Annotated in this window: 8 protein-coding genes; 2 read left to right on the top strand and 6 right to left on the bottom strand. The window is 73.7% G+C overall.

All coding sequences use genetic code 11. The features are described from left to right. Positions 1-7: 7 nt before the first annotated feature. The 6 genes from ABGB16_RS06955 to ABGB16_RS06930 form a co-directional block, all read right to left on the bottom strand. A complete protein-coding gene (locus tag ABGB16_RS06955; protein WP_347667124.1) occupies positions 8-502 on the bottom strand; it encodes a GNAT family N-acetyltransferase in 495 nt (164 codons plus the stop codon). A gap of 61 nt (positions 503-563) precedes the next feature. Next, positions 564-1271: a VOC family protein gene (locus ABGB16_RS06950; protein WP_347667123.1), complete on the bottom strand. Its 708-nt coding sequence runs from the start codon at positions 1269-1271 to the stop codon at positions 564-566. Positions 1272-1309: 38 nt separating this feature from the next. Further along, a complete protein-coding gene (locus ABGB16_RS06945) occupies positions 1310-3304 on the bottom strand; it encodes an EAL domain-containing protein (protein WP_347667122.1) in 1995 nt (664 codons plus the stop codon). Positions 3305-3447: 143 nt separating this feature from the next. Continuing rightward, positions 3448-4956, bottom strand: coding sequence for an aminotransferase class I/II-fold pyridoxal phosphate-dependent enzyme (locus ABGB16_RS06940; protein ID WP_347667121.1), 1509 nt, complete (start codon positions 4954-4956; stop codon positions 3448-3450). Positions 4957-4996: 40 nt separating this feature from the next. Then, positions 4997-5884: a hypothetical protein gene (locus ABGB16_RS06935; protein ID WP_347667120.1), complete on the bottom strand. Its 888-nt coding sequence runs from the start codon at positions 5882-5884 to the stop codon at positions 4997-4999. Positions 5885-6511: 627 nt separating this feature from the next. Continuing rightward, positions 6512-7588, bottom strand: a complete 1077-nt coding sequence (locus ABGB16_RS06930) for an FAD-dependent oxidoreductase (RefSeq protein WP_347667119.1) — start codon at positions 7586-7588, stop codon at positions 6512-6514. Positions 7589-7760: 172 nt separating this feature from the next. Here ABGB16_RS06930 and ABGB16_RS06925 point away from each other — a divergent pair, with 172 nt between their 5' ends. Together ABGB16_RS06925 and ABGB16_RS06920 are read left to right on the top strand one after the other, a co-directional pair. Next, a complete protein-coding gene (locus ABGB16_RS06925; RefSeq protein ID WP_347667118.1) occupies positions 7761-8513 on the top strand; it encodes a glutamate synthase-related protein in 753 nt (250 codons plus the stop codon). Positions 8514-8607: 94 nt separating this feature from the next. Then, complete coding sequence (locus ABGB16_RS06920; protein WP_347667117.1) at positions 8608-14076, top strand: carboxyl transferase domain-containing protein; 5469 nt, start codon at positions 8608-8610, stop codon at positions 14074-14076. The last annotated feature ends 19 nt before the right edge of the window (positions 14077-14095 follow it).

The following is a 14095-nucleotide window of genomic DNA, read 5'->3' as shown; positions in this document are numbered from 1 at the left end:
CCGGCCGTCAGGCCAGCAGGCCCTTGGCCATGATGTGCTCCCGGCGCACGCCGTCGGGCATGAGGTCGCCGAGCTCACCAGTGTCGCGGAAGCCGTTGCGCCGGTAGAGCGCCCGGGCGTTCTCGTTGCCCGCCGCCACGGCCAGCCGCAGCGTCCCCGCGCCCGCCTGCCGGGCCCACCGCTCGACCGCCCGCACGAGGTGATCGCCGACGCCCCGGCCGCGTCCCGGCGGCGCCACGTACATCGAAATCAGCTCGACGACGCCGTCCTGGTCGGTCGGCACCCCGCTGGCCATCCCGACGGGCTGCCCGTCCAGCACCGCCAGGATGTTGTACGAGCCGGGAATGCCCAGCCGGCCGCGCCAGCGTTCCGCGCGGTCGCCGTCGCCCTGCCAGTCCGCCAGTCGCGCGCCGAAGGCGTACGGTGCCTCCGCCAGCGCGGCGAGCCGCAGTTCCCGCCACATCCGCCAGTCGCCCTCGGCGAGCACCCGCGTCTCGATCACGCCGCGAACGGTGCCGCAGGCGAGGGAAGGAGGCAACCCGTTATCCGGTACCCGTCGGCTCCTACCCGCCCGTCCCCGCGGGCCGGATGACCGTGAAGACCGCGCCCGCCGGGTCGGCGAGCGCGCAGACCCGGCCGGTCACCACGTCGCGCGGTGGCACCAGCAGCCGCCCGCCCAGCCGGCGGGCCCGCTCGGCCACGTCGTCCGGGTCGGGTACGGCGAAGTACACCATCCAGCCGGTGGGCAGCAGGGTGTCCAGCGGCGGGGGCGTCGCGAGGCGGCCGGCGACGGGTGGGCCGTCCGAGGCCAGCAGAGCATACGAGTCGTCGGGGGCGCCGGGCGGCACGGTGGCCCGCAGGCCCAGGGCCGCGCCGTGGAACCGGTCGGCCGCGGCCGGGTCCGACGTCATGTACTCGTACCAGCAGGGCCGGCCGGGACCGGGGGCGGTCGCCGCGACGCCGGTACGGAGGCGGAAGCCACCGCCGAGCGGGTCGTGCACCTCGTCGCCGTCCAGGCGGGCTCCGGCCCGGCCCGCGGCGGCCCGGACGGCGCCGGCGTCGTCGGCGCCGAAGACCGTCCACCACCGGGCCGGGCCAGGGCCGGCACGCAGCTCGGCGGCGGGAACGCCCTCAGCGGAGGCGGTCAGCCCGTCGGTGGAGGTGGTGCAGGTCCAGCCGAGCAGGTCGGCGTAGAAGGCGCCGGCGGCGGCGAGGTCGGTCGTGACGAGTTCGGCGCCGGCCGGGAACGGCGACGTGAGGGGTGCGTTCACCTGGGCCTCCAGAGCGGACGTTAGGCCACCAGGATGCCCTACGGGCGTCGTCCCGGTGGGGCGGCGCCCTGCCATTCGCCGCCGGTGGGACGCAGCAGCTCGTCCAGTGGCACCGGCCGTCCGAGGTGGAAGCCCTGCCCGGCGTCGACACCCAGCGTCCGCAGTGCCGGCACCAGCGCGGCGTGCTCGACCGACTCGGCGACCGTACGCATGCCGAGCCCGTGCGCGGCGCGGACGACCGCGTCGATGAGCACCGGGTCGGCGCCCCCGTGGTCGGCCTGACGGACGAAGTCGCCCGCGATCTTGACGGTGCTGAAGGGCAGGTGCTTCAGATAGGCGAACGAGCCGAAGCCGGCGCCGAAGTCGTCGAGGCTCAACCGGCAGCCGGCGTCCCGCAGGGCGCCGGCCAGGTTCCGCACCGCGGCGACGTTGGTGATCGCCGCGGTCTCCGTGATCTCCAGGCCCAACCGGCTCGCCTCGATGCCGGCCGCTCGGAGGGTCCGCACCACCCAGTCGCCGAAGCCCGGCGACTCCAGGGACCGGGCGGAGATGTTGATGTCGAAGCGCATGCCGGCCGCCGCGGCCACCGGGTCGGCCAGCGCCGTGGTGGCGGTGGTGACGACCCACCGGTCGAGTTCGCCGATGAGGTCGTCCCGTTCGACGGTGGGCAGGAACTCGGCCGGCGGCAGGGCGGGCTCCTGGCCGTCACGCAGCCGGATCAGCAGCTCGCGGCTGACCACCTCCCCGGTCGACAGGTTGATGATCGGCTGGGCGTCGAGGCGCATCCGGTTCTCGTCGAGGGCCTTGCGCACCCGGGTCACGACGTTGACCCGCTGCACGGCATGCCGGTACTGCTCCGGCAGGTAGAGCCGGGCCCGGTTGCGCCCGGCGTTCTTCGCCTCGTACAGGGCGAGGTCGGCGTGGGCGAGCACGGCGTCCCGCGTGTCGCCGGGCTCCACCGACGCGGCCCCGATGCTCAGGGTCACCCGCAGCCCGGTCCCGGCCAACGGCATCGGCGTGCGGACCGCGGCGTTGCACAGCGCCTCCGCCACAGCGAGAGCGTCGTCGGCGTACGCCCCGGGCAGGACGACGGCGAACTCGTCGCCCCCCAGCCGGCCGAGCACCGTACCGGGGGGCAACTGGCGCAGCAGCAGCCGGGCCAGGACGCGCAGCACGTCGTCACCCACCCCGTGCCCGTGCACGTCGTTGATGTCCTTGAAGTTGTCGATGTCGATCAGCAGCAGCGCGCCGGACGGCTTGCGCCCCTCGGCGAGCAGGTCGTCGAGCCGGGCCAGCAGGGCCCGCCGGTTCGGCAGGTCGGTCAGCGGATCGAGCTCGGCCAGCCGGGTCAACTGGTCCTGGACCTGCTGCGTCGCGGTGATGTCGTGGGCGGTGCCCAGGACGCGCACCGGCGCGCCGGTGGCGTCGGCGAAGACCTCGCCGTAGCACTCGAAGACGCGCAGGGTCACCCGGTCGGCGAGGTACATGCGATGGGTGTAGGCGAACGGCCCACCGGTGCGCAGCGCGGTCTCGAGCGTCCGCTCGATCATGGCGACGTCGTCCGGGTACAGCAGCTCCCGGTACGACTCGTAGTCCAGGTTGGTGCCGGGCGGGAGGCCGAACATCTGCAGCAGCACGTCGCTCCAGACGACCGTGTCGGTCAGCACGTCCCACTCCCAGGTGCCCACCTTGGCGAGCTGTTCGATGTGCGCCAGCCGCCACCGGAAGTTGCGCCCCCGCTCGCGCTCCCGGCGCTCGTCACTGACGTCGCGCATCTCGTACAGCCGCAGCGGCTGCCCCTCGTGCTCCACGCCGTGGCAGCGGACCTGCAGCCACCTGGTCGCCCCGTCGTCACCCGGCACCGGTAGTTCCACGGCCGGCCCGTCCGGTTCGACAGGCGCCAACGGCAGCTGCTCCGGCGCGACGCCCAGCCGGCCGCCGGCCGGATTGGACCAGAGGCACCGGCCGTCGGGTGCGACCATCACCATGGCGGTGAAGGCGGCGTCGGCCGCGAGTGCCGGCAGAGTGCTCACCTGGTGGCCACCCACTTCCTGTGCGGATCAGGGCGCGGCCGACGACGGCCGACGCACCGTCATCCAGCCGAGACGGGGAGTCTACCGAGCGGTGCGGGCGCTCAGTCCTCCGCACCGGGTCGGAAGCGGGCCGACGTGAACGCTCAACGCGTCTCCCCGGTCACCTGCTTTGCGGCGCGGCGTACGTCGTCGAGCAGGATCTCCATGTCCCGTCGGGTGGTGCGGTAGTTGAGCACGCAGCCGCGCAGCGCGAAGCGGCCGTTGACGGTGGCGTTCGACAGGTACGAGCTGCCGGCCTGCTGCAGTGCCACCATGATCCGCTCGTTGAGGCGGTCGAGTTCCTCCTCGTCCACCCGGGACCACGCACCCGCACGTGCGCTCGGCGGCAGGTAGCGGAAGCAGAAGATGGACAGTTCGACCGGGGCGAGCAGCTCGAAGTCGGCGCTGGCGTCGACGAGCCCGGCCAGGTGACGGGCGCGGTCGAGGTTGCCCTCGATCGCGTCGCCGACCGCCCGCGAACCGGCGTGCGCCAGCGTCATCCAGACCTTGAGCGCCCGGAACCGCCGGGACAGGTCGGGGCCGTAGTCCCAGAAGGCGAAGGCCTCGGCCGGCTCGGTCTGCACGACCCGGGTGTAGTCGGCGTCCAGGCTGAACGCGGGGCGCGCCGCCTCGGGGTCGCGGTAGATGAGGCAGCCGCAGTCCGCGGGCAGGTAGAGCCACTTGTGCGGGTCGAGGGCGATCGAGTCGGCCTCCGCCATGCCGTCGAAGAGCGGACGGGCCGAGGGGGCGAGCCGCGCGAAGCCGCCGTAGCAGGCGTCGACGTGCATCCACAGCCCGTACCGCCGCGCCACCACCGCGATCTCGGCGAGCGGGTCGACGGCGCCGGTGACGACCGTGCCCGCGTTCGCCACCACGCAGAACGGTTCCGCCCCGGCGGCCCGGTCCTCCTCGACGGCGCGGACGAGGGCGTCGACGTCCATCCGGAAGCGGGCGTCCACCGGGATCTCGCGGACGTTCGCCCGCCCGATGCCGAGCAACGCGGCGGCCTTGTGGATCGAGTGGTGGGTCTCGGTGGAGGCGTAGACGCGCAGCGGCGCGGGGTGTGCTGCGGCACCGTGGGTGGCCACGGCGTCGCCGCAGTGGCGGTGGCGGGCGGCGGCGAGCGCGGTGAGGTTGGCCATCGAGCCGCCGCTCATGAACAGGCCACCGGCGTCCGGGGCGCAGCCGATGGCCTCCTTGATCCAGTCGATCGCCACGTGCTCCACCTCGGCGGGGGCCGGCGCCGACCGCCACGCGGTGAGGTTGGCGTTCAACGCCGACGCGAGGAAGTCGGCCACCGCGGCGACCGCGGTCCCCGGTGCCGACACGTACCCGAAGAAGCGGTGATGCCCGTTGTGCCGGCTGCCGGGCACGACCACCTCGCGGAAGGCCGTGAGCAGGTCGGCGAAGTCCCGGCCCTCGACGGGCAGCGGCTCGCCGAGCAGCTCCTTCAGCGCGGCGGCGGAGGTACGCGGGGCGATGGGCAGGTCCCGGATCGAGTCGTGGTAGCCGGCGATCCACTCGACGGCGCGCGCACCCATGTCCCGGATCTGCTCGGGCGAGGGGTCCAGGGCGGAGTCGACGCCACGCCCGTCCGGCGAAATCGAGGTCATGGCCCGCAGGATACGGGGCGGACGTTGCCCAGCCAGCCGGTCAGCTGCCGGCTGGCCACCTCGCCGAGCGCCGGTGCGGCTCGGGCAGCCAGCGGGTCACGTCCGCCCTGCCGCGTTCGGCCAGGCACGGGTCCGCGTCGAGGGCGAGGATCAGTGCCGCGCGCAACGCGGCGGTCACCTCCCGGACCACCGCCGGCGACGGATCCCGCAGCAGCGGAGCAAGCTCTCCCACGACGACCGCGTCCAGCAGACGCAGGCCCCGGACCGCCTGGGCGCGGACCCCGGCCCGCTCGTGTACGAGCAGCGGCCGCAACAGCGGGGCGTCCGCGGCCGAGCCGGTTTCGGCCAGTCCGGCGATCGCGCCCAGGGCGGGGGCACCGGTGCTGACGACGGTCCGGTAGTGCGCCCGGGCGTCGACACCGAGTCGGCGGGCGGCGTCCCGGGCCACCGCCCGGACCAACGGTGCGTCGTCGTTCAGGTACGCGGCGGCCTCGTCGTCCTGGCCGCCCCGGACCAGTCCGGTCACCGCGACCACCCGCACCTCGGGCCGGGCCGCCCCGGCCAGGCGCCGCAGGACGTCGAGCCGGCGGGTCCAGACCGTCTCGCGGCACGCCGCCTCGGCCGCCCGGGCTCGGATCCGCACGTCCGGATCCGTCTCGGCACAGGCCACGAGGTCGGGCAGGCGCAGCCGCCCCTGCGCCAGCGCGGTGTCGAACACGAACCGGCGCTCCCGGCGACCGCCCGAGGCGAGCAGGCCGCGCCACACCTGTTCCGCCGCCGAGAGCAACGCCGCCCGCACCTGGTCGACGGCGAAACCACCGCGCAGACGCGCGTCGAGGCGCAGCACCGTCGGCAGCACCGTCGGCAGACAGGCGCCCGGATCGTCGGTGAGCAGCAGCGCCAGCCCGGCCCGCGCCCGGTCCCGCACCGGCTTGGCCCAGTCGGCGGTACGCGGCCCGCACCGCCCCGACTGACCCGTCCTGGCCCACCACCGGCGGCGGCTGAACCCGACTGCTCCGTCTCCCCCAGATCACCGCGCCATCCTCTCCGGAACCGTCAGCCGACCCGCTTCCACCGGCGCTACCTTGCGTCACCTTCACGGATGCCTTTCGCCACCACTACGCACCGTCGCCGGAGCTGCTGGCACCCACACGCTCTCCCGCTCCCTTTGCTCTGCACCCACCACCGCAACACCGCGCCGTCCTGGGCCTTCGGCGTCCAGCCGTGGCGGCAGGCGCCCTGGCGGCGACGACGGAGGGTGACCGCTGCGTCCACGGGTGCAGAGCAAAGGGACGACACGTCCACGTGGCCTGCACGCGGTCGATGACACGGTGTGATCCCAACACATCGGTGGGGCGGAAGGGGAAGCCGCGGTAGACCGGGCCGGTCGAGGACCGGAGTCCGCGGGAGGACCAGGCCGAGCCACCTGGTGAGGCTGGCGGAAGCACCGCCCGGGCCGACGCGCTCCCAGCCGGATCGGGTGCGACCAGCCTGTGGAGGCATGGGCGCAGAAGGAGCGCGTCGACCAATCGGAAGGCCACTTCGGACCCGGCACTCAGACACCGGTGCCGGTGCGGGCGCCGAACCTCGCACCGCGGCAGGCCACCTCCTTGAGCACGGCCGCGGTACGCCCACCGAGGTAGGCCCGTCGGAGGGTGTCGTCGCGTCGGGTGAACTGGACCACCGCGTCCCTGCGTCCGACGCTGACGCAGACCGCGAGGTAACGCAGCGAGTACGGCTCGGGCTCACGACCCTCGACCAGGCGGACCAGGGTGTCGGCCGCGTGCGCGGCCTGCGGCTCGGCGGACTGACACGCGAAACGGGCTCCCGGCACCGCCGCGCAGTCGCCCACCACGAAGATCCGTTCGTCGGTGACGCTGCGCAGGCACTCGTCGACGATCGCGCGGCCCTCCGAGTCGACCGCGAGGCCGCTGCGGGCGGCGAGGTCGGGGACGCCGGCCACGATCGCCCACAGGGTCAGGTCGGAGGCGAACGCCGTTCCGGACCGGAGGTGCACGGTGCCATCGCACCGCCCCGGGCCCGCGGCCACCTCCGTGACGTCGTCGTCCACGATGTCGACCCGCAGCCGCTCCAGTCCGGCGCGGGCGCGCTGCCGCGCGCCGTGGGAGAAGCACCCGGCGACCGACGAGCCGACGAGGCGTACCCGGACGTCCGGCCGCACGCCGGCCACCTCCGCCGCCGTCTCGATGCCCGTCGGACCGCCCCCGACGACCGTGACCGTGCCACCCGCGGGAAGCGCGGCAAGCGCCACCCGGGCCTGTTCCGCCCCCTCCCACGTGCCCACCGGGACCGTTCCCCGCATCGGCCGGGCCGTGCTGCCCACGGCGAGGAAGGCGTAGTCGAAGTCGACGCTCTCGCCGTGGTCGAGGACGACGCTGCCGTGGCCGATCTTGTCGACGGTGCCGACGCGCGACGTGATCCCGTCCCGCAGCATCGACGCGAGGGGCGCCGCGGCGGTGGCGGTCCCGGCGAGCTGCTGGTGCAGTCGTACGCGCTCCACGAAGTCGGGTCGCGGGTTGACCACCGTGATCTCGGCAGACTTCAGCTTCCTGGCCAGCCGGTTCGCCGCGAATGTGCCCGCGTAGCCGGCGCCGATTACCACGATCCTCATCTTGGCCTCCTGTCCCGGATGACTCTGTCGAACACGGGACGACGGCGACCCGGCCCTTGTGACACGGCGCCCGCGTGACGTGCGACACGAGCAGGCCGCGGCAAGTTGACCGTCCCTCGTCGCCGCCGCGGCCCTCGCCGCACGCGACCTGTTCCAGCGCGACCACGCGCTGTTGCGCAACTTCCCCGTCCTCGGCCGCGCCCGGTACCTGCTCGAGTCCATCGGGCCGGAGCTGCGCCAGTACATCGTGGCCGGCAACAACGAGGAGCGGCCGTTCACCCGCGACCAGCGGCGCTGGGTGTACGCGTCGGCGAAGCGGGAGAACAACTACTTCGGGTTCGGGACCGACAACGACATCGAGTACACCCCCGGCTATCCGATCATCAAGCACCGCACGTTCGGCCGGGCGATGCCGCCGTCCTTCCCCGGCGCCGGGCACGACGTCGCGCTGCCGTGCGCGAAGGTGCTCGGCGCCGCCCGGCGGCGGGCGCGCGCGTTCCGCCCGGAGTCGGTGGTCAACATCTCCGGCATGAGCTTCGGTTCGCTCTCGGGCAACGCGGTGAAGGCGCTCAACCGGGGTGCCGCCCTCGCCGGCTGCCTGCACAACACCGGCGAGGGCGGACTGTCGCCGTACCACCGCAGGGGTGGCGACCTGGTCTTCCAGGGACCTGCACGAGCAGGTGGTCTTCGTCGGCGCCGGCAAGCTCGGGCTGCCGGACAACGCGGTGGTGGCGTTCGCCCTCGGTGCCGACATGGTGAACGTCGGCCGGGAGCGTGGCCGGCCGGGCCGTGGTCGCGCCGCACGGCCGCTGACGCAACCCAGCCACGCCACCCGCCTCGCGACCTGACCAGAGGCGGGGGCTGCCAAAAAGTTTTGTTCGGTTCCTACAAATGCTCCCGCCCGGGTTCGGTGGTTACGACATAGCGCCGCCAGCCGGAGCGCGGAAGGGTGATCCGTACCGAGGGTCGCCGTCGTCCCCGGTGCGTACGTCATGGGTCTACCGGAGGGGTTGGGTCGGGTGTTCAGCCGTGTCGCCATCGTCAACCGTGGTGAGGCCGCGATGCGGCTCATCCACGCCGTCAGGGAGCTGGCCGCGGAAACCGGGACCCGGATCGAGACGGTCGCCCTGTACACCGACGTCGACCGGAACGCCACGTTCGTGCGCGAGGCCGACATCGCCTACGACCTCGGTCCCGCGTCCGCGCGCCCGTACCTCGATCTGAAGACGCTGGAGCGCGCGCTGGTGGAGACCGGCGCCGACGCCGCGTGGGTGGGCTGGGGCTTCGTCGCCGAGGACCCGGCGTTCGCGGAGTTGTGCGAGCAGGTCGGCGTCACCTTCGTCGGGCCGAGCGCGGAGGCCATGCGCAAGCTCGGCGACAAGATCGGCGCGAAGCTGATCGCCGAGGAGGTCGGCGTGCCGGTCGCGCCGTGGAGCCGCGGCGCGGTCGAGACCCTGGACGCCGCCCTGGCGGCGGCGACCGAGATCGGCTACCCGCTGATGCTGAAGGCGACCGCGGGCGGCGGCGGGCGCGGCATCCGCGTGGTCACGAACTCCGCCGAGCTCGCCGACGCGTACGAGCGCACCAGCCAGGAGGCCGCGCGGGCGTTCGGTAGCGGCATCGTGTTCCTGGAGCGGCTGGTCACCGGCGCCCGGCACGTCGAGGTCCAAGTGATCGCCGACGGCCAGGGAACCGCGTGGGCGCTCGGCGTCCGTGACTGCTCGGTGCAGCGGCGCAACCAGAAGGTCATCGAGGAGTCGGCGTCGCCGGTGCTCAGCCCGGCGCAGGCCGCCGAGCTCAAGGCGTCGGCGGAACGGCTCGCCGTCGCGGTCGGTTACCGGGGCGCGGCGACCGTCGAGTTCCTCTACCACCCCGGCGACCGGCTGTTCGCGTTCCTGGAGGTCAACACCCGCCTGCAGGTCGAGCACCCGATCACCGAGCTGACCACCGGGTTCGACCTGGTCAAGGCGCAGCTGCACGTGGCGTCGGGAGGACGGCTCGAAGGCGAGCCGCCGGTGGAGCGCGGGCACGCCATCGAGGCCCGGCTGAACGCCGAGGACCCCGACCGCGACTTCGCGCCCTCCCCGGGCCGTATCGCGCGGCTGGACTTTCCCGCCGGGCCGGGCATCCGGGTGGACACCGGCGTCAGCGAGGGTGACACCATCCCCGCCGACTTCGACTCGATGATCGCGAAGGTCATCGCCTACGGTCGCGACCGCGACGAGGCGCTGGGCAGGTTGCGCCGGGCGATGGCGAACACGACGGTGGTCATCGAGGGCGGCGCGACGAACAAGAGCTTCGTGCTGGACCTGCTCGACCAACCCGAGGTGATCGACGCCAGCGCGGACACCGGCTGGATCGACCGGGTCCGCGGCGAGGGCCGGCTGGTCGCGCACCGGCACTCCGCCGTCGCGCTCGCGGCCGCGGCCGTCGAGGCGTACGAGGAGGAGGAGCGCGCCGAGCGGCAGCGGCTGCTGTCGACGGCGTCCGGCGGTCGCCCGCAGGTGCAGCACTCCAGCGGCGGACCGCTGGACCTGAAGCTGCGCGGCGTGGGCTACCGCATGCGCGTGGCGCGGGTCGGCGCGCATCGGTTCCGCGTGGGCATCGAAGCGGGCGAGGTCGTCCGCACCGCCGACGTCGAGCTGGACCGCTTCGACCGGCACACTGGGCAGATCGTCGTCAACGGCGTCCGGTACCGCCTGCTCACCGACACGCACGGACCGATCCACCTGGTCGAGGTCGACGGTGTGACGCACCGGATCAGCCGCGACGAGGGCGGTGTCGTCCGCTCGCCCATGCCCGCGCTGGTCGTCGCCACGCCGCTGGAGGTCGGCGCCGAGGTCGAGGCGGGCGCGCCGGTGCTGGTGCTGGAGGCCATGAAGATGGAGACGGTGCTGCGGGCACCGTTCAAGGCGCGCCTGAAGGAATGCGTCGTCTCCGTGGGCAGTCAGGTGGAGGCCGGCGCGCCGCTGGTGCGGCTGGAGCCGGTCGCCGACGAGGCCGCGGAGGCCGCGGACAGCCCGGCCGCCGCTTCCGTCGAGCTGGACCTGCCCGCCGCGCCCGAGGAGATCCCGGTGCTCGAGCGCACCCGGCGCGGCCAGGAGGACCTGCGCAGCCTGCTGCTCGGTTTCGACGTCGACCCGCACGACGACCGCCGGGTGCTCGACGAGTACTTCGCCGCGCGGCGCGCGGCCAGCGCGCACGGCCGCCGGCCCCTGGCCGAGGAACTCGAACTCGTCAACGTGTTCGCCGACCTCGCCGAGCTGAGCCGCAACCGGCCCACGGGAGAGGACGGCGGCGACGGCCACGTGCACAGCGCCCGCGAGTACCTGCACACCTACCTGCAGAGCCTCGACGTCGAGCGGGCCGGGCTGCCGAGCGCGTTCCAGGCCAAGCTCGTCAAGGCGCTCGGGCACTACGGGGTCACCGACCTGGAGCGCTCCCCCGAACTCGAAGCCGCCGTGTTCCGGATCTTCCTCGCGCTGCAGCGCGCGTCCGCCGACGCCACGGTGGTCGCGACGCTGCTGCGCGCGTGGCTGCGGGAGCCCCCGCCGGACGACACGCTGCACGAGCCCGCCGGCCTCGCGCTGGAGCGGCTGGTGGCCGCCACGCAGGTCCGCTTCCCGGTGGTCGCCGACCTCGCGCGCGGCGTGGTGTTCGCCTGGTTCGCCCAGCCGCTGCTGCGCCGCAACCGCGCCCGCGTCTACGCCCAGGTCCGCCGGCACCTGCGGCACCTGGACGCGCACCCGGACGCGCCGGACCGCGCCGAGCGCGTCGCGGAGATGGTGCGCAGCACCGAGCCGCTGGTACGGCTGCTCGGCCAGCGGCTCGTGCGCGACCACCTCGACAACGCGGTCATGCTGGAGGTGCTGACCCGGCGCTACTACGGCAACAAGGGGCTGACCGGCGTCCGCACCCACGAGGTGGCGGGCTGCACGTTCGTGGTCGCCGAGCGCGCGGACTCGACCGTGGTGTCCGCCGCGGTGAGCTTCGACGCCCTGGACGGCGCACTGCGCGGGCTCGCCGAACTCGGCGGCGGCGGGGACGCCATCGACGCCGACATCTACCTCGGGTGGGAGAACCAGCCGGAGGACTTCGACGCGATGGTGGCCGCGCTGCTGGAGGTCGTCAACGCGCACCCGCTGCCGCACCGGGTCCGCAGGCTGACCACGACCGTGGCGGGCCGCGCCGGCGCCGTGATGCACCACCACTTCACGTTCCGCCCGTCGGGCGCCGGGATGGCCGAGGAGCGGCTGATCCGCGGCCTGCACCCGTACATCGCGCAGCGGATGCAGTTGGAGCGGCTGCGCAAGTTCGACCTGACCCGGCTGCCGTCCCTGGACGAGGAGGTCTACCTCTTCCAGTGCGTGGCGCGGGAGAACCCGTCCGACGAGCGCCTGGTCGCGTTCGCGCAGGTGCGCGACCTGACCGCGCTGCGCGAGCACGACGGGCGGCTGGTCGCGCTGCCGACGGCCGAGGACACCGTTGCCGCCTGCCTGGACTCGATCCGCCGCGCGCAGTCGCGCCGGGCGTCGAAGACGCGCTTCAACACCAACCGGATCGTGATCTACGTCTGGCCGCCGAGCGACCTCACCCGCGAGGAGATGGAGATGATCGCCGGGCGCGTACGCCCGACGACCGCGGGCGCCGGCCTGGAGGAGATCCTGTTCATCGCGCGGGAGCGCGACCGCGAGACCGGCGAGTTGAGGAAGATCGCCCTGCGGATCTCCTTCGACGCCACCGGCGGCGCCCACCTGACCGTCGGCGAGCCTCCGGTCGAGCCGGTCGAGCCGCTCGACGACTACCGGCTGAAGGTGCTGCGCGCGAGCAGCCGCAACACGGTGTACCCGTACGAGCTGACCGGCCTGCTCGGCGACTTCGTCGAGCACGACCTCGACGACGACCACGCGCTGGTGCCGGTCGACCGGCCCAGGGGGCGCAACAGCGCGGCGATCGTCGCCGGCGTGGTCACCACGCCGACCTCGCGGCACCCGCAGGGCGTCACCCGGGTCGTGCTGCTCGGCGACCCCACCAAGGCGCTCGGCGCCCTGTCGGAGCCGGAGTGCCGCCGGGTGATCGCCGCGCTGGACCTGGCCGAGCGGATGCGGGTGCCGCTGGAGTGGTACGCGCTGTCCGCCGGCGCCCGGATCTCCATGACGTCGGGCACGGAGAACATGGACTGGGTGGCCGCGGCGCTCAAGCGCATCGTCGAGTTCACCCAGGACGGCGGCGAGATCAACATCGTGGTCGCGGGCATCAACGTCGGCGCGCAGCCGTACTGGAACGCCGAGGCGACGATGCTCATGCACACCAAGGGCATCCTGGTGATGACGCCGGACTCGGCGATGGTCCTCACCGGCAAGCAGTCGCTCGACTTCTCCGGTGGCGTCTCCGCCGAGGACAACTTCGGCATCGGCGGCTACGACCGGGTGATGGGCCCGAACGGGCAGGCGCAGTACTGGGCGCCGAACCTGACCGCCGCGCGGGACGTGCTGATGGCGCACTACGACCACACGTACGTCGCGCCCGGCGAGGACGCGCCGCGGCGGGCGGGCACCACCGACCCCGTCGACCGCGACGTCTCCGCCTTCCCGCACGCCGTGGCCGGCAGCGACTTCACCACCGTCGGCGAGATCTTCTCCGCCGCGGCCAACCCGGACCGGAAGAAGCCGTTCGACATCCGGACCGTGATGCGGGCGCTCTCCGACCAGGACCACCCCGTGCTGGAACGCTGGGCGGGCATGGCCGACGCGGACACCGCGGTGGTGCAGGACGTGCACCTCGGTGGCATCCCGACGTGCCTGCTCGGCATCGAGTCCCGGGCGGTGCCGCGGCGCGGCTTCCCGCCCACCGACGGCCCGGACACCTACACCGCGGGCACGCTGTTCCCGCAGTCGTCGAAGAAGGCCGCCCGGGCGATCAACGCGGCCAGCGGCAACCGGCCGCTGGTGGTGCTGGCGAACCTGTCGGGCTTCGACGGCTCGCCCGAGTCGATGCGCAAGCTCCAACTGGAGTACGGCGCCGAGATCGGCCGCGCCATCGTGAACTTCCGCGGGCCCATCGTGTTCTGCGTGATCTCGCGGTACCACGGCGGGGCGTTCGTGGTGTTCTCGAAGGCGCTGAACCCCAACATGACCGTGCTGGCGCTGGAGGGCTCGTTCGCGTCGGTGCTCGGCGGCGCTCCCGCCGCCGCGGTGGTGTTCTCCGGCGACGTCGACCGCCGCACCGCGGCCGACCCGCGCGTACGCGACCTGGAGGCCCGCGCCGCGGCTGCCTCCGGCACGGACCGCGCCGCGTTGACCGCGGAACTCGACGAGCTCCGCTCGTCGGTGCGGGCGGAGAAGCTCGGCGAGGTGGCCGCGGAGTTCGACCGCGTGCACAACATCCAGCGCGCCGTCGAGGTCGGCTCCGTCGACGCCGTCATCCGCGCGGCCGAACTGCGGCCACGCGTCATCGAGGCCATCGAGTCGCACCTGCGCAGGTCATGAGCAGGAGGCAGGCAACCGG

Source organism: Micromonospora sp. B11E3 (assembly GCF_039871625.1).
In the GTDB taxonomy this organism is placed as follows: domain Bacteria; phylum Actinomycetota; class Actinomycetes; order Mycobacteriales; family Micromonosporaceae; genus Micromonospora.
This window is presented reverse-complemented; position numbering and strand designations above follow the sequence as displayed.